The sequence below is a fragment of the Chloroflexota bacterium genome (genome assembly GCA_034717495.1).
Classification (GTDB): Bacteria; Chloroflexota; Anaerolineae; order JAAEKA01; family JAAEKA01; genus JAYELL01.
Window position 1 is genome coordinate 1 of sequence record JAYELL010000108.1, and the last position, 17925, is coordinate 17925.

At 57.4% G+C, this 17925-nt stretch carries 10 protein-coding genes; 6 read left to right on the forward strand and 4 right to left on the reverse strand.

What is annotated here, in order from left to right; all coding sequences use genetic code 11:
• Window positions 1–1990, reverse strand: a 1990-nt coding sequence (locus U9R25_19180; protein ID MEA3338018.1) for a M20/M25/M40 family metallo-hydrolase, incomplete at its 3' end; no start/stop codon positions are given.
• Window positions 1991–2076: 86 nt separating this feature from the next.
• Complete coding sequence (locus U9R25_19185; GenBank protein MEA3338019.1) at window positions 2077–4857, reverse strand: M36 family metallopeptidase; 2781 nt, start codon at window positions 4855–4857, stop codon at window positions 2077–2079.
• 341 nt (window positions 4858–5198) lie between these two features.
• Here U9R25_19185 and alaS point away from each other — a divergent pair, with 341 nt between their 5' ends.
• The 6 genes from alaS to U9R25_19215 all read left to right on the forward strand — a co-directional run bounded on the left by alaS (window position 5199) and on the right by U9R25_19215 (window position 14096).
• A complete protein-coding gene (gene alaS / locus U9R25_19190) occupies window positions 5199–7916 on the forward strand; it encodes an alanine--tRNA ligase (GenBank protein MEA3338020.1) in 2718 nt (905 codons plus the stop codon).
• Window positions 7917–7932: 16 nt separating this feature from the next.
• Entirely contained in the window at window positions 7933–9666 is a 1734-nt protein-coding gene (locus U9R25_19195; GenBank protein ID MEA3338021.1) for a baseplate J/gp47 family protein, read from the forward strand.
• A gap of 80 nt (window positions 9667–9746) precedes the next feature.
• Window positions 9747–10208, forward strand: a complete 462-nt coding sequence (gene ruvX / locus U9R25_19200; protein ID MEA3338022.1) for a Holliday junction resolvase RuvX — start codon at window positions 9747–9749, stop codon at window positions 10206–10208.
• 99 nt (window positions 10209–10307) lie between these two features.
• Complete coding sequence (mltG, locus tag U9R25_19205; protein ID MEA3338023.1) at window positions 10308–11678, forward strand: endolytic transglycosylase MltG; 1371 nt, start codon at window positions 10308–10310, stop codon at window positions 11676–11678.
• A 192-nt stretch (window positions 11679–11870) separates the two neighbouring features.
• Complete coding sequence (locus U9R25_19210; GenBank protein MEA3338024.1) at window positions 11871–12878, forward strand: ABC transporter substrate-binding protein; 1008 nt, start codon at window positions 11871–11873, stop codon at window positions 12876–12878.
• Between the two features lie 3 nt (window positions 12879–12881).
• Window positions 12882–14096, forward strand: a complete 1215-nt coding sequence (locus tag U9R25_19215; GenBank protein ID MEA3338025.1) for a glycosyltransferase family 4 protein — start codon at window positions 12882–12884, stop codon at window positions 14094–14096.
• Between the two features lie 118 nt (window positions 14097–14214).
• Here U9R25_19215 and U9R25_19220 read toward each other — a convergent pair whose 3' ends face one another.
• Both U9R25_19220 and U9R25_19225 read right to left on the reverse strand, forming a co-directional pair.
• The gene (locus U9R25_19220) at window positions 14215–15432 is read right to left on the reverse strand and encodes a hypothetical protein (GenBank protein ID MEA3338026.1); all 1218 of its coding nucleotides are present in this window, start codon (window positions 15430–15432) and stop codon (window positions 14215–14217) included.
• Window positions 15433–15620: 188 nt separating this feature from the next.
• Window positions 15621–17912: a hypothetical protein gene (locus U9R25_19225; GenBank protein ID MEA3338027.1), complete on the reverse strand. Its 2292-nt coding sequence runs from the start codon at window positions 17910–17912 to the stop codon at window positions 15621–15623.
• Window positions 17913–17925: the final 13 nt, after the last annotated feature.

Consider the following 17925-nt stretch of genomic DNA (forward strand, 5'->3'; position numbering starts at 1 on the left):
CGAACGGGATCTTGTTTTTCTGGCTGATGCGAGGCCAGTAGGGGCAGTGAATCGTGTGCAACTCCATGCTGCGTGGGTTGCCATATACGTAGTCTTCCGACTCCTTCACCGCCGTGATTTCGATCGTTAGTTGCCCGGTCAGAACACCATCCTGCTCCTGCCCGATGATAATGGGGTAAACCTTCAAGTGCTCGGCCTGGTGCGAAAAATCGATTTCCATGGTGACGGTGCCCTGTTGAAGCACATCCAGGGGGAAGTCGATCAACTGGCCCTTTTTGCCGCCCGGCAGAGCCAACCGCACCCAACGGCTGTTCTGGCTCACTGATGTGACGTGGTGGGAGGTCACACTCGTGGTCGCCAACCACACCGGAACTCGAAGTTGTATGTCGGTGTCTTCAGGCAATTGGCTGGCATCGATGCTAAGTGTATTGCTCGACGGTGTCATGCCGCCTCGAACCAGAAAACTGGTCTTGGTTTTCCCTCCGGGAACGGCGTTCTGCGGACTCACGTTGCGTTGGCCGACGTTGTTGTCATAGCGTACCAGAAGACTATGGTCGAGTTGGCCGGAGTAAATCTCCGGAAGGCTGTGATCGGCTGGTGCGCTGGCAATCGCGAGCAGGCATTCATGATCAACGATCTGCGGTGTCCAGATGAAAGGTCCCACCGGCACTGAAGCACCGGCCGCAATCGAACCCGGGTAGGAGATCGTTCCCATCTGCTGGAAGTGAGTGGGAAAAAGCATGGCGGTGCCCGGGTCGCAGTGGAATGCCTTCACTACGATACCAGACGCGGGTTGTGTGCCGCGATTGTGCACCTGCACGTACATGTAGTTGGGCACGCCATTGATCGGAGCCTGGTGGCCGGCGGCAGGATCCTCACCGAAGTTTGGGTCGGTCGGATCAGTCGGATCGGCAGGGGGTGGGTTGTTGCGTACCCAGATGTCCGGACTCTTCCAGTGTGGCGACATGCTGGGCTGGTCGCCCGTGTCCGTGGCGCTGTCGCGGATGAAGAGATTCACCGCTGAGCCGCTTTCATCGGTGACATCAAGGCACAGATGGAGCAGTGTTGCCAGAGTCATGCGAGCCACCTGCGTCACGTAGGCGAAGTCGACCATGCTCACCGCATCGTTGCTGGTGTGATAGTGTGGGTTGTGACCTGCTTCGTAGGCTCCCGCGACGACCCACCCGCGTGCCTCGAAAGGCATGTAGTCGCTACCATAGATGTGGGAAAGCAATACGGGCATGTCAGAATAGTCTGCCGCCATCTGGGCCATGGTATCTCCCAGAGCTTGTGAGAGCTGATCGTTGCTGCTGACGCTGTTGCCCATATCCCGCTCAATATTGATCGCATTGTCGGCGGGAGGGACACCAACCTGATCCAGGTTAATGAGCCGATGGACATTGATTCCCCCGTCTTGCAGGTGCTGCGCGTAGGCGGTCGATCCCCAGTAGCCCTGTTCCTCGCCGGAAAATGCCGCGAACTGTACCGTGTCGCGCAGGTCAACATCTGCCAGAATGCGGGCCAACTCCAGTAGAACGGCCACACCAGTGGCATTGTCGTCCGCGCCCGGTGCCCGGTCTGTAACCCCACCCTGGACATTTATCGAATCGTAATGGGCACAGACAATAACAAGCTTGGGGTTGCTGTCGGAGCCAGGTTTGGTGCAGATGATGTTCTTCAATTGGTGGCCTTCCCGTGAATACTGGTGGGAGACTACCGAACCGTAGCCGAAGCCGGAGAACTGACTGCTTAGCCAGGTGGCCGCCTGATCGATATAGGTCGATTGAGTGTGTCGCGTGTGGTAACTGCTCAGGTGGTGCACCCAATTCGACAGGTTTGTCTGGGACACCAGATCGGTCAAAACTGCGATGAATTTGTCCGGCAGTATGCCTGTCCATTTTCGCCTGGAGACTGCCCTGGCAACGGGAGGAGCTGGCGGCGGCTGCCGCTTATCGGGTGGAGGGTAGATTTCAAGATCAAAAGTTGACATAATCGTTACTCCTAATCAAAGGGGATCGGACGACGGCCGATGGCTGACCAATCGCCCGATCCCCTACTTCATGTTTCAAGCCGCGATCAGTCGATATGGTATTCTGGCAGGCAGAAAGCGCAGCCATCGTAACCACGAGCCAGTCCGTCCTGAACTCTGGCGAACGGGATCTTGTTTTTCTGGCTGATGCGAGGCCAGTAGGGGCAGTGAATCGTGTGCAACTCCATGCTGCGTGGGTTGCCATATACGTAGTCTTCCGACTCCTTCACCGCCGTGATTTCGATCGTCAATTGCCCGGCCAGAACACCATCCTGCTCCTGCCCGATGACAATGGGATAGACCTTCATATCCTCGGCCTGGTGAGAGAAGTCGATTTCCATCGACACATTTTTCTCCTCACGGGTCGCCAGGGGGAAGTCTTCCAGTCGGCCGATAGCGCCACCTTCCAGGCTCAAATACATCCAGCGGCTGTTAGAACTCTGAACCTGGAAGCCGGACATGCTGGCGGCCTCATCGACCAGGGTTCGAGCCAGACGCAGGGTGAAGCTGGTATCGGAAGGCAGTTCGCTTGCGTCGATATTGAGTGTGTTGATCGAGGGATGAGTGGTCCCGCGGATCATGAAGCTGGTCTTGGTCTTGCCGCCTGGCACCGCGTTCTGCGGGCTGACGTTTCGTTGACCAACGTTGTTGTCAAAGCGCACCAGTTTCCAGTGATCGACCACACCGGAAACGGTAGCGGTGATGGCGGGATCACTTGCCCCGTTCACCACAGCGAGCAGACATTCGTGATCTACAATCTGTGGTGTCCAGATGAAGGGGCCGATCCGCGCTGAACCGCTCGCCGGAATGGCCTGGGTAATGGTCAGCGTGCCCATGCTGTTGAAGTGGGTTGGCCAGAGCATGCCAGTGCCAGGATTGCAGTTGAATGCCTCTACTGAAAAGGTGCCGGCCTGCGCCGCTTGCGTTCCCCGGTTGTGGACGTTCACATAGAGATAGTTCGGGACATTGTTGATGGGGGGTTGGTGCCCGTCGTCCGGGTTCTCGCCGAAATTCGGATCGGTTGGATCTGTTGGGTCTGCCGGCGGCGGATTGTTGCGTACCCAGATGTCCGGGGAGTGCCAATGCACCTGGGGACTGGCATGGGCACCGGTGTCACCGGCGCTGTCGCGAATGTAGAGATCAACGTTGCCAATCTGGGTCAGGTTGGTCCATAAGCCACGCCGACGGAAGGCATCCCAGATGACCTTTTTGTGGAGTCCGCCCGTCCGGTTGCCATCGATGGCGATCAGAGCGTTGGCCAATACCCTGGCATGATTGAACTGGTTGGTTGAGCTCGTGTTGTCAACCACCGTGGTCAACATCTCCATGTAGGTGCTGATTACTCTGTTTGCAGCTGCTTCACGCACAGCGGCGATGTCGGAGTCCCCGCCGATGTTGAGGAAGATATCCCACAGAGCCGTCGCCAGCACATTGCCCTTGAGGTACATGCCATAGCCCGCGAAACCGCTGTCGTCGAAGCGATGGCTCAGGTCCATCCGCCTGGTGGGTCCCCAGTGGCTCGTGCCACTGAAGTGCTGATCCCAGGGCATGGCTTCCTCGCGCTGAAACTGATGCACATTGAAACGGTCCAGCCATGCTGCCGCCAGGAAGTCGTTAAAGCCCTCTTCGTAGCTGGTTTGTTCTGATCCGATCAGGTAGTGCAATGCATGCCCATACTCGTGCACAATCACACCTGGATCTGCGGCATCTGGTACACCACCTTCGCCAAAGGCGATGAACATGGAACCACTGACCGGCACTACGAAATGGGAGTTATCCTCGCCTGAGAACCCCTGCGGATCAACTTCGATGGCGCTGGTTGCGGCGTTGTTATAGGCCGTGAGATTGCGATCCCGCAGGTACCTGATCAATTCGTCCAGATAGAAGTAGACCATGACGTTCAGGAGCTTGCGTTTCTTGGCGGTGAATTTGAAGTTGCTCGTAGCCTCTGGCGGAGCGAATGTCGGCGATTCCCGCTCGGCGTTTTTCACCCATGTGCCTTCCAGCTTGTACTTGCCGTTGGAGGGCGATGTCAGATTGAGAAGATCGACTTCCTTCAATTCATTGTTGAGGGTGCTTTCGAGGGTGCTCCAACTCAGGTTGTCGTTCTGGGAACTGCGAATTGGATCTGGCCAGAAGACGTTTCCCTTTAGAGTGGCATACCGGCGCCGGTCCTTGACTGCAACCAGCTTACCGTTGCTCGCGTCTACCAACAGCTCCCACTGGCCATCTGGTCCGGTGGTATCCATGAATACTTGCCAGACCAGGTAAGGTTGCCCCACGGTGCCTTCGGTCAGGCCGAGCATTTCACCGCGAATGGCTGGAGCATTCATGACACCATCCGCGTCCACCGGGCGATGGCGGTAGACAAAAAGATTGGGTGTCCCGAATTCCAAGGTATCGAAACGCGTCTCGAAACGGTCCGTCAGTTGCTCAATGACGGCGTCTTCTGTCAATTGGGCTTGCGCCGGCCCCAACGAGGGTGGTAGATCGTAGTCGATACCGTTGACCGCCGAGCTGATCTGATTGTCCGATTTGCGCATCGAGACCACCATCTCAGCCCCGTAAACGGGCAGCGTATTGTGTTCCTGCTGGTAACGTACGGAGCGCGTCGAACTGCCCTCCACGGTCTCCGTTTCCGTGAGGGAAATTCCATCCAGTTTGAACAGGTCCTTGTTGGCTTTCAGAAACTGCTCTGGTGCCTTTTTGGCTTCGAGCGTAGCGCCCGCCGGCACTTCTACCAGTTCTGTTCCGAAGAAGCTGCGAACGGCGCCCGTTTCTTCATCGTAGGTCGTTCTCATGTCCTGGCTGGGGTTTAGCTTCGGCATTATTTGATCTCCTTTGTCGGAAAAGGGTTGACTGCTCATCTGTGGCCACGAGGAATGCTCTGTGTGAAATGTTTCTCCTTTCTCTTCTTTAAACGAGGAAGCCTCACGTTTTCAGGCGAATGGCGTGTACCAACGATCATGTTGACTTGTCTACTTGTTTACTTCTCCACTTCTCCCTTTCCTGAGTATAACAAATCAGTGCCTACAAAATGTCCACACCGGTTTTTTACCAGGAATCCTTTGACAATTGCCGTTAATTGGCATACAATTGAAGCAGCCGTCCTCTGGACGGCGCGCAGTTTTTTAGGTGCAGTCAACAAAAAGGAAACGGGATTTCAGGTATGAAGATCGCCCCACCGCGAACAGCGTCCGATGTTCGCCAGGCTTTTTTGGATTTCTTCGAAGAATATGGCCACACCCATGTGGCGAGTGCGCCCCTGGTGCCTCAAGGGGATGATACCCTGTTGTTCGTCAACGCGGGGATGGTCCAGTTCAAGGATACCTTCCTGGGCCTGGAAAAACGCCCCTATGATCGGGCCGCGTCGAGCCAGAAGTGCATGCGCGTTAGTGGCAAACACAATGATCTCGAAGAGGTCGGTCCATCCCCAAGACACCATACCTTTTTTGAGATGCTGGGAAACTTCTCCTTTGGCGACTATTTCAAACGGGATGCCATCTTGTTCGCCTGGCAATGTCTCACCAGGGTGTTTGCCATTCCCGAGGATCGTCTGGTCATCACTGTCTTTAAGGATGACGATGATGCATTGGCCGTATGGCGTGACGAAATCGGTATTCCCCTCGATCGAATCATGCGAATGGGGGAAAAGACCAACTTCTGGTCGATGGGCGATACCGGCCCAACAGGCCCAACAAGTGAGCTGCACTATGATCAGGGAGCGGATGCCTGCACCTGCGGCGACCCCAAGTGCAGCGTGGCGCTGGATAACGAGTGTGAACGCTGGCTGGAAGTCTGGAATCTGGTTTTCATGCAGTACAACCAGCATGCCGACGGCACCCGCACGCCGCTGGCCCAACATGGTGTCGACACCGGCATGGGTTTCGAGCGGCTGGTCAGTATTCTCCAGGGTGTCGACAACAACTACGACACCGATGTCTTTCAACCGATTATGCGGCGCGTCCAGGAGATGCTGAGACATAGTGACCAGCAGATGCAGGCTGAGACGGTCGCCTATCGCGTGATTGCCGATCATTCCCGGGCGATCACCTTCCTCATTGCCGACGGGGTCCTGCCTGGCAATGAAGGCCGTAACTATATCTTGCGCCTGGTCCTGAGGCGAGCGGCCAGGTTTGGCCGGCTGCTTGGTTTTAAAGAACCCTTCCTTTCCGACGTGTCGCAAGTAGTGATCGATACGATGGGCGGCGTCTACCCGGAAATCGTCGAACGTTCACAGTTCATTCTGGACACGATCCGCTACGAGGAGGAGCGATTCCTTCGCACGCTGGACGTGGGTCTTAGCCTGGTTGACAATCTCGTCCAACAGCTAACGGAGCAGGGCGAGACGACGATGCCTGGCGACGAGGTATTCAAGCTCTGGGATACCTTTGGTTTCCCCTTGGACCTGACCCGCGATATCGCTGAGGAAAGCGGCTTGACCATCGATATGGTGGGCTACCAGAAGGCTCTGGAGAAACAGCGCAGGCGTGCCCGGGCAGCCGCCCACTTTGGTGCGGCCGAGGGCGAGGATCTTTCAGTATACGTGCAAGCTCTCGATCGTTTGCCCGATGGTGGCGTCGATCATCTTTATCTGTTGGACACGCAACTGCCAGCCGAGGTCGCAGGCATTGTCGCCGACGGCGTCCTGGTCGACCAGGTGGAGGCGGGGCAGGAGGTGGAAATCATCCTGTCAAGCACCCCCTTCTACGTGGAGGCCGGCGGTCAGGTGAGTGACACCGGAGCCATTAGCGAGGATTGCGATCATCCCCGGTGGCAGGTGGATGTGAGCGACACCCGCTGTCCCATTCCCGGTGTCATCGTTCATGCCGGACGTGTGGCGCGTGGCGTGGTTTCCACCGGCGATCGTGCGATGGCCGCGGTTGATCTGGCGCGCCGGGCAGATATAGCTCGCAATCATTCCGCCACCCACATCCTGCACAGTGCACTGCACGGGGAGTTGGGGGATCATGCTCGCCAGGCGGGGTCATTGGTGGCACCCGACCGCTTCCGCTTTGATTTTACCCATCCCTCTGCGGTCAGCGATGAACAATTGCAGCGCATCGAGCAGGCGGTCAACGACGCCGTATTCAGGAATGATCCGGTGACCGCCCGGTGGACTACCTACCGGGAAGCACTGGATAGCGGCGCGATGGCGCTCTTCGGAGAAAAATACGGCGACGAAGTGAGGGTAGTGGAAATCGGGCCAGCGAGCGACAAGTGGAGCAAGGAGCTTTGTGGCGGCACTCATGTCAGGAACGCCGGTGAAATCGGCGCATTCCATATTGTCAGCGAGGGCAGCGTCGGTTCCGGCGCCCGCCGCATTGAGGCGGTGACTGGTCGCGGCGCACAGCAGTACCTGCAGGAACGTCTTGCGCTTCTCAAGCATACCGCAGCTATCCTGGGAGTACCGGAAGGGGAGGTGGCCCGAAGAGCAAGGGCATTGGTCGATCAGGCCTCGGCTCAACAAAAGGAGATCACTCGTCTCCAGGACAGGTTGGCTCGTCAGGAGTTCGAAGGCTTGTTGAACCAGGTCGTCCAGGTAGATGGTATCGACGTGCTGGCTGCCCAGGTAAATGCTGCCAATGCCAACATCATGGCTACGATGACCGATTGGTTCCGCGATCAGTTGCCTTCCGGTGTGGTTGTCCTGGGTGCAGCGATCAACGGCAAACCCAATTTCATAGCTTCTGTAACGGATGATCTTGTGACAAAGGGAATGCATGCCGGAAAGCTGGTTAAAGCGGTGGCCGAGCAGGTAGGCGGCGGCGGTGGTGGCCGGCCTACCATGGCCAGGGCAGGCGGCACAGATTTGGCAGGATTGCAGTCAGCCATTCGGTCGGTACCTGGGCTGGTTTCGGAACAACTCTCCGACTCCCAGGGTTGAGTCACGGTTTAGCTCGATGAGTGACGACTTCCAAACAGCTTCACCACAATCCGGGCAAGCATCGCTCCAGCCTGCTCTCTCCGTGGTTGAAGTGCCGGAAGATATCTCGGCAGCAGCCGTGCGCCAGGTTTTGCTGCAACACGCGGGCAGTCGAATTGCCCTGGTCTTCAGGTCGAATCCAGGTGCTAACGATGCGGCCGCTGGCGTTACCAGGGGATGGGCACAGATTCAGCGGGAGGGGCGGCCTTCCGACGAGGCAGGCCTGGTGCTGTTTCAGGTTTTGCGTCGACAGGCCGATGCACAGGGCAGTCAAGTTGCCATCGTTACACGCAACGAGCGCTTGCGTACCCAGGCCAACGATGCCGGTTTGCCCGTTTTCAGCACGGTCGATGGCGCGCAGGATCATAGCTGGAACATGGGCCGTTCCCATTTGGACTACACCCCTCCCGGACCGTCCAGGAACCAGCGAGACACAATCAGCAGTCAGCGCAGGGCATGGTTGCCTTCGCGTTTTCGGCGTGTAGAAGTCTCCCAGGGGCGGCCGGGATCGACATCGCCCCTTCTGGAAGTGTTTGCGCTGGCTGCTGTGCTTTTCCTGAGTGTGGCCGCTGTTTCGGCCCTTTTGGCGTTCGTGGTGCCGTTGGCATCGGTCAAACTGGTGCCTGCCCAGGAGCCTATTGCCCATCGGATTTCCCTGGTTGCCCGCACCGATGCCGAGACTGCTGAATACGGTAAGCTTCTGATACCCGCCCGCCGAATTGGCCAACGGGTAGAGGGGGATGGCACGATCGAGGCTACCGGCAACCGTTCGGCTCCCGATCAGCCGGCGGTCGGGCAGGTCGTATTCACCAATCGCAGTTCCCAGCCCCAGGAGATCCCGGCAGGCACCGTGGTCGCTACCTCTACCGGCGCCAACGTCCGTTTTGAGACGCTGGAACCGGCATTGCTGGAGGGAGGCAGCGGTGCCCGGGTGCCCGTGGCGGTGCAGGCGCTCGAGCCAGGATCGGCAGGAAACGTGCGAGCCTTTTCGGTCAATACGGTCGAGGGGCCGATGGCATTGTCGCTAAATGTCATTAATCCGGCCAACATGGCCGGCGGTACCGTCAAGCAGGTGGCCGTGGTAACCCAGGCAGATAAGGATCGGCTACGAAGCCAGGTGTTGCAGCGGGTGACACAAGAGGCCTACGTGGCCCTGGGTGATTTGCTGGACGAGGGTGAGTTTGTACCCCCCGATACGGTTGGAAGCCTGGTTGTTGCCGAGACATACGACCGCTTTACGGACGAGGAAGCCGATCAGGTGAGCCTTCGACTGCGCCTTCTTGCTACCGGAATCGCCGTTGACGGGGCCTCTGCTGAGGAATTTGCCCTCCGTGCGCTGGGCGATGAGATTCCCCGGCGAGGACGGCTGCTTTCCGAGTCCATTGGTTTCACCCGGGGAAGCGAGACTGTTTCCTTCGACGGGGAAGATAACGCGGAAATCGCTTTTGATATGACCGCCAGCGGCGTTGCGGTAATCGACATCGATCCCGCCGCGGTGCGGGCCACGATTCGAGGGCTCCCGGAGGGGGAGGCTGTCGGCCAGCTCCAGCAAAACTGGCGACTGCAATCGCCTCCTGAGTTGACCCTGGGACCCGAATGGGTGCTTCCTGTGCTGCGAGAGCTGGATTTCAACTGGTTGCCTGTGCAGGTGGCGGACCGGGTGCCCTGGCTGCCATTTCGGACCCAGGTTCGGGTCGAGTTCATCGGTTAGCGGGTACCAGGTAACTGCACACCCCACCAAGCGGTGCGATGATGGAAAGTGAAAACCCCTTGCCAAATGAGGGCCGTCTGATGGCCATTGACACCGGAGAGCGACGGGTTGGCGTTGCAATCTGCGATGCCCGCCAGGTTCTGGCAACGCCGCTGTCGGTGTTGACCAGGCGTTCAAAGGCTGAGGATTTCCAAAGGCTTGGACACATTGCCAGGGAAAACGAGATCGTTGGGCTGTTGGTTGGTCTTCCGCTCAACGCTGATGGCAGTGCTGGAACCCAGGCCAGACAGGCTGCCCGTTATGGGCATCGACTTGCTAGTTCCCTGGCCTTACCAGTGATTCTTTGGGATGAATATGGCTCCAGCCAGGAGGCAGCCAGGCGGCTTGCAGTAACTGGCAGGCGTTCGAACCGCGCCCATATCGACGCCGAAGCGGCTGCCATCATTCTGCAGGATTACCTGAATAGGGCGTCCATTGCAGCAGTTCAAGGGCAGACTGAGGAAACAAGGAAACAGGTAGACAAGGAACAGGGAAACAAGTAAACAAGTAAACAAGGAGCCAGGCCTTGGTGCATCGGCTAACTTATCTACTTGTCTACTTGTCTACTTGCCTACTTGTTCACCTATCTACTTCTCTGCAAAATGACCGAATCGAAACAGACCGATACCCAAGGCAATATCAAGCGGCGAACTGTGGGTTCTGCACCCGAACCGCGGACCTTGCCGCGCCGTGCCCGCAAACCACTTTATGTAGGGCAGAAACCAGCGCCGGCGGAGCGGAAACCGTTGCCCTGGTACGTCCGTTTGCTCGATCCTCGCATTTATCTGAAGCTGGCGATTTCGCTGGTTGCGCTATCGGCTGTAGGTTTGATGCTGGTAGTAGGTGGTCAGCACTTGAACCAGCAGTGGGAAGCGAAACCGGAACCGGCCCTGGGCCTTGTTCGTCCCGGCCAGGCAACGGGCGAGGCCCTGAGTCTCGATAACCTCGAGGACACTCTGATCGGCTTATACCTGCGAATGCAGCAGTCATCGCTGACAGCGGCACCGGGTGCCAGCGATGCACCCGTTCCGTTTTTTATTGATTCGGGCGAGACGGCCACCAGTGTCGCCGACCGGCTGGCGGAGATGGGGCTGATTAGCGATGCTGATCTATTCCGGCTGTACATGCGCTACAACGGCATCGACCAGAAACTGGAAGCAGGTGACTTCGTGCTTGCGCCCAATATGACCATGCCTGAAATTGCTCAATCGTTGCAGCGGGCCCTTGTTCAGGAGGTGGTTGTCACGGTGCCGGAAGGTTGGCGGGCCGAACAGGTTGCCGATATGCTTGCCGAAGAAGGAATCATGGATGCCGACGGTTTTATGGCGGCAGTTCGCGCCGGTGATCCAATGGCACTCGGATTGGGCGAGTATGATTTTTTGGCCGATCGGCCACTGAGCGCCAGCCTGGAGGGCTATCTATTTCCCGACACTTACCGGGTTCCTGCTAAGTCTGATCCGGCGGATCTCCTTGGCGTCATGTTGGACAATTTCGACGCCAAGATCTCATCTGAGATGCGAGCCGCAGCCGTTGCCTCTGGCCTGAGTCTCTATCAGGCTCTGATATTGGCGTCCATTGTCGAACGAGAGGCGGTTCAGGCGGATGAACGGCCCCTTATTGCCAGCGTTTATCGGAATCGGCTGTCAGGTGCCTGCGACGAAGAGGTGGGCGGCCTCTATTTGCAGGCGGATCCCACCGTGCAATATGCCCGCGGTCGTCCTGGGGATTGGTGGTGGAAGCCCCAATCTATAGAGGATTACCAGCACGTTCAGGATCCCTACAACACCTACCTATATCCGGGTCTGCCTCCAGGTCCCATTGCCACTCCCGGTTTATCAGCCCTGGAATCGACGATTCGACCTGCTGAAACGCAGTATTGTTTTTTTGTCGCCACCGGCGACGAGGGCCGTCATGTGTTTGCCCGAACCCTGGCCGAACATGAGGCAAACGTGGCAGCCTACCAGTCACAGTAATCGACCGTGAGGTTGAGCCTGCATGAACAGCGTTTTTGGCCTACCTGTTTGCGTTTACCAGGAAAAGAAGTGTTAGACCCATCGATTTGCAGGCGGTCTCCATCATTCTATGTTGGGATGTTACTGGTTGTGGTCCTGAGCCAATTTCTGCTTGGGTGCTACGGCAGTACCAGGCCAGTGGTAAAATTGGGCTTGATTGCACCTTTCGAAGAGTTGTACCGGGATGATGGTTACCGCGCTCTCCATGCCGCAAAACTGGCTATTAACCGGCGAAACGCATCGGGCGGTATCGCCGGACATTCGGTAGCCCTGCTGGCGCTAAACGACAACGGCCGCGCCGAAGAAGCTACCCTGCAGGCTCGGAAACTGGCTGTCGATCGGGATGTCCTGGGCGTGATCGGCCCAATCCAGTTGCATACGGCCGTTGCAGCTGGCTCCGAGTTGGGCGCCCATGGATTGCCCTGGATTGTGCCTGTTTCAATCGAGACAAAGGATTTGGGGAATGGCTTTGGCCTGGCCGCCGGGCCGGAGGAACTGGGCGAAAGAGCCGTTACCTTTCTGGTCGAAAAGGGAGTCGACGACAGGATCGTCATCTTTAGTGACCAGCCAACTGCATTCGCTGGTGCCCGCAGGGCCGCTGCCATGTCCGGGATTGATCTTCTGGAGATGCCGTTAGATGTGGAGGCCCCTGCACCGGCCGGGCAGGGATATGTGTGGCTCAACGGGGCCGAGGATGGCGCCAGACTCGCAGAGCAAATCAGTTCTGACATCCTGGCAAATTCTCCCCTGATTGGCAGCCAGGGGATTGGTTCATCGGTGTTCCCGGCTCGCGCAGACTCCGCAGCCGCCGGTACCTGGTGGATGAGTTCCGGCCCCGGGCGAGGACAGTTAGATCCAGCTTTTATTAAGGCGTACCGGGAGTTGGCAGGCATGGACCCCGGTCCACAGGAAGCACTGATCTACGATGCGGCAAACTTGTATCTCGATGCGATCGAGCGGACCGTGGAGCAGAGGGACTCGCTGACGCGCGAGTCTGTGCGGGAAGCGATTCTGGCTTTGGGACAGCAGGGCTGGCAGGGGGTTTCAGGCCAGGTAAGCTGGCAGGCCTGCGACTGCGGTTCTGACGTGCCATGCTGGCGATGGCAGGACGCTCCTTTGAATCTTTTTCCCGTAGAATCGGGCATTGCCGTGGAGGATTAGGAAATGCGTGTAATGGTGATGTCCTGGGAGTATCCTCCTCATATCACCGGAGGCATGGGAGAGCATGTGAAGCAGATTGTGCCCGCCCTGCTGGCGCTGGACCCTGGTCTGGCGGTTGACGTTGTAACCCCGACCTTTTTCGGCGAGACAGCGGTCGACAAATCGCCGCAATTGACCATCCACCGGGTCGCCGTCGAAAGGCCACGGCGAAACGAATTCTTCGACGATGTGCAGCGCGCCAACAGGGTGCTCGCCGCAGCGGCAGATGATATCTATCGCGAGTCTGGCGATGTTGACTTCATCCATGTTCATGATTGGTTGACCGGACCGGCCAGTCTGGTGCTGAATCAGACCTTCGGTGTTCCGATATTGACCACCGTGCATGCCACTGAAAGAGGGCGTTATCGGGGGTCTCTTCACAGCGAAATGTCCCGGGCAATCGACTCTGTTGAATGTGAGTTGGCTCAGCGATCTGGCCAAATCATTGCGTGCAGCAAGGTCATGGCTCATGAGGTCTGTAACTATTTTGGTATTGGCTGCCACAAGCTCAGCGTCATACCCAACGGAGTCGACGCTACGAGGTTTCGGCCGTTGAGAGAATCGGACCACACCGAGTTTCGTCTTCAATACGCAGAGCCAGACGAGTGCATCATATTCAATGTGGGCCGCCTCGTCTATGAAAAGGGTGCTGATCTTGTCATCGAGGCTGCCCCGGCCATCTTAACACGATTTCCCAAAACGAAGTTTGTCATTGGTGGTCGCGGACCTCTGCTTCCCGGCCTTGAGCAGCGCAGCGCCGAGTTGGGCCTGGAGGATAGAGTGATCTTAGCCGGCTATCTGAGCGACCTCGACCGGGACCAGCTTTATGTCATCGCAGACTGCTGTGTTTTTCCAAGCCGGTACGAACCCTTTGGGATTGTTGCCCTCGAGAGCATGGCTGCCGGTACGCCGGTAGTTGCCAGTGGTGTGGGAGGCCTGGGAACAGTGGTAACTCATGAGGTTACCGGCCTGACCATTTTTTCCGAAAATGTGGACTCGTTGGCCTGGGGAATCATCCAGACGCTGGGGGATCCGATCGCCGCCGAAAGACGGGCAAACCGGGCACTGGATGCCGTTGAGACCTGTCTTGCCTGGCCAGTGATTGCCGGCATGACTCTTGAGCTCTACCATGATTTCTCGAAAGCGGGCGAGCAATTGGAAAGAGCCGCGGATCTGTGACCCGCGGCCCTTTCTAAATCTTTTTTCGCCCGGGCATTGCCCGGGCAGGTTCTGTTGATATCTCAGCAACCAGCGGTTGAGACCGATGGCTGTTGCGGGAAGTAAGCTCCGTTGTCGATTACTCGGTGGTGGCCATGATCTGGGTTTGACCGGTGTTGTCGTCTTCCGTGATGAGTACCGCTAAAGACTGGCCATCTTTTGTAAACTCCAGGCTCGTGAAGCCACCCATGGACATCGAGGAGTCCTCGTTCTTGGTCCAACCCAGGTCCGCTAGCACCTCTTCGTAAAAGACCAGAACGTCTTCCACTGACAAATCGCTTGCCATCGTGAGGAATTCGGCGCTTGCCATCATGACGGTGGCGCCATCCGGGGTGGGAAAGCCCTCATCTTCAAAGCCTGCCAGTTCCGTTCCCTGCGTTGCCTCATCCGGGATTTCAATCACCAGGTCGCTGTTAACGTCGGACAGCTCGAACTCCATGTGCATGGAACCTTCTCCAAGTCCGATGGTCAGGGGACCGCCGCCCCCTTCCTTAACCACCACATCGAGTACATACTTGGTGACAAAATCGCCATCCTTGGCGATCCAGACTTCGCCCTCAGCATCGACCTTGCTGGTGTCGGTGCCCAGCCAGAGTGCCATGCTGTTTTCGTTGAAGGCATAGTGGCGGCTGGCCATCCCGTTGATTTTTTCGTCGGGACGGATGCGGTGCAGATCTTCCAGGTTGGAGAAGAGCACCCCGGAGTTGGTGAGAAAGGCACTATTCGGATCACCGAAGGGGGTGTTAGCGCCACCGATGCGGATCCATCCTTCGCCAGACAGGTTTCCGATGAACTCGTCGCCTATCTGGTAGAATTCAATGGTCTCCTCGTCCAAACTGGCATCAGCGTCAGCGCCCAGATCTTCGTAGCTCATCGTCATGTACCGAGCCATGGGATCCCGGGTGTATTCGGACGTGATTTCCACGCGACTCTCGCCGGCCAACTCATCATCGCCGGTGGACTTGGTTACCACCATGGTGGTACTGCGATAGCTGTCCAGGTCATCCAGCGAGGCAAGCTGTTCCGCGGTGATCACAGCCTCATCTTCCTGAGCTTCCTCCTGGACTGGTTCGGGCGTCGCTGTTGGAGGGACGGGTGTCGCGGTCGGTTCTTCCGCAGCAGGCGCTGGCGGCGGTGCTACGGTTTCCTCGGCGTCTTCTGGCTCCACAACTTCCGAGGAACCGGCGTCCTGATCTATCACAGCTGTGTCTTCAGGGGCGGACTGGTCGCCGCCGCCGCAGGCGGCAACGAAGACGAGAATCAGAATCAAAAATAGGGGCAGAAAAACACGTCTCATTTTTTACTCCTTAAGTCGGGCACGATGCCTTTGGGGGTTGTTGATGCGATGCGAATAGTACACTCAAAAATGACTGTTGTCAAACCGAACGGAGAGAGTGGGCAGCAATTCCGAATATGCAGCGGAGCCCAGGTTGTGCGAAGCTTCCTTGACGCCATACCACATCTCTATAACCAACAACCATAATGTCAACCGGGCACGACCTTGATGGCATAGATGGTGGCCCTACTGCCGGGCGGACCCTCGTACTGGAGCGCGATTCGAGTGTTTCCCTCTGGAAAGAGAATCGCATCAGATCGGAAGGTACTTGTTGTTTGACTTTGCCAGGTCATAAACTCGCTGCCATCTTCTGTCAGCAAACGCAGTGTGCCACTGGCCGGAAGCTCAGCGCTAAGTTCAATCATCAAGGGTTGCGCCTGGGGCAGCACCAGTTCCAGGCTCGACGGGTTTTCCGGTGATAATTCCCGCCAAAATAAACCAGCACTGTCGACCTGCCGGGGTGCCCAACCTGGATCGAGGATCATGTATGGCTTGCGCACCGCCGGTTCGGCCACGCGGAATACGGTTAAGCGGTCATCCTCGTAATCGGGGTTTGCCCCGTAGGGCTCGAAGATCTCCCGTGCCATGGCCTCGGTGATCTCTCTTTCGGGGCCGCCAGGCATCTTATAACGATCCAGTACAACCCAGCCGACGCCCAGCAGATCGTTCAGCACCTGCATGCCTTGCTCGCCCAGATCAAAGCTGCCGGTATGGATATCTTCGCCCAGAAACCTGAATTGATTTAATACAGGAGCACGTTCGCGCAGCGTTTGCGGATCGTCACGTGTGATGTAGCCATTGATGATTGGCTTTCCGTGCACTGTCTGGAATAGGAGATAGCCTGGTCGTTCCCAGTTAGCGGGCAGATTCAAGACCGCCAGGTTCGATGGGTCGTCGGATAACGTTTGATACCAGTCGGGGGTATCCGGCGCACTTAGCGGGTAGGGGACCGGCAGGAACTCGAAGAGGATCAGCAGCAGTGCAATGGCCGAAACAGCAGGTGCTATGAGTTTTCCTGGCGACCGCGGAAGTTTTGTTGATAGCCAATCTGTCAGCCCGACAAGGCCAAAGGCAGCGGCGATGCCAAGACAAAGCATGACGATGACATCCATGCGGCTGACTGACCGGCTGAGTTTGATGAAGGGAACCACATTGTACAGCAAGGCATAGGGCAGGGGAATCTCGCCGCCATCCGGCAGCAGGTCGGTGCGCCCATTGACATGGAGCACCGGCCCCTGGGCCAACAGGGCAAAAACCAGTGCCGCCAGGATCCAGAATCCAGGCCCCAGGGGAAGGATGGTTGTGATAGCCCGGCGTTCCTTTGTTGGTTTTCGTATAGTCAATAAGGCTATGCCTGCCAGGAAAAGCACGGTGAATCCGGCAAAGACCGAAAACTCACTTGGCGTCGAAGTAAATGCGGCGCTGCGGGCAAGGGCCCATTGACCCCAGAGAGGATGGAACACCTGGGGCGTTACGAAAGCCAGGAGATCGGCCGAGAGGGTGAGGGTCTCGCCGAAATCCCTCACGAGAAAGGTGTTTTCGCCTTGATTGACTCCAAAAACCATGGGCAGCAGCAGGGGCGAGAGTGTAACTCCAAAAAACACGCCGGCCGCAATGACCATGCCCAGTCCCTGCCAGGTCAGACGGCGCTGGACAAGGCGGACCAGGAGCACCAGGGCCGTGAAGAAGATGCAGTACATTGCATAGTACCAGTCGCATAACCCCACAAACATCAGGAACAAACCTGCCTTGAGGGTATCGGCCAGCCAGGGCCGCCAGAGCAGGTTCGGCTTTCTTGACGATGCGTCCGCCGGGCGCAGAACATAACCAAATCTGCCACCCGCTACGGCCCGTTGCTCTGAACGGTCGAGGCCGCGCAGCAAGGTTAGAATGAAAAAGGGAATCCATTGAAGGACGATCAGCTGGAGGTGGCCCAGCAGGTGTGCGAAGTGGTAGGGAGAGAAGGCAAAGACCAGTCCCGCAAGAAAAGCGCCAACTTGTATGATGGATTGACTGCCAGACGATATATCCCGGCCATCACCGTCGATTCGCCATCGCCCGATCACGTACAGAGCCAGTAGATAGGCGCCGTAGGCACCGAAGATAAAGCTGAAAAGGACCGCTGCGTTGTACGCTTGAAGGAGACCAAACGCTGTTTGGATGTTCAGGAACATGAGCCCGTTGAAGGGCGCCATGGTCTGGTAGCGCAGGTCAACGCCTGTCGGAACATGGAGAATGTCGGAAAAGTAGGCGGAGCTCTGGTTCTCGAGCCAGGCTGATCGCATCCACCAGAGATTCCAGACGTTCTGCCATCCGTCGAATCCATCGCCCGGAATGGCGTTACCCAGATGTTTGGCCAACGGCCAGGTCATGATCAGGGTGACGCCCAGGTAGAGGGCCAGGATAATCAGGTGGCGTTGCCAGCGACGATTTTGGGTCATTGGTGAGGGGTGG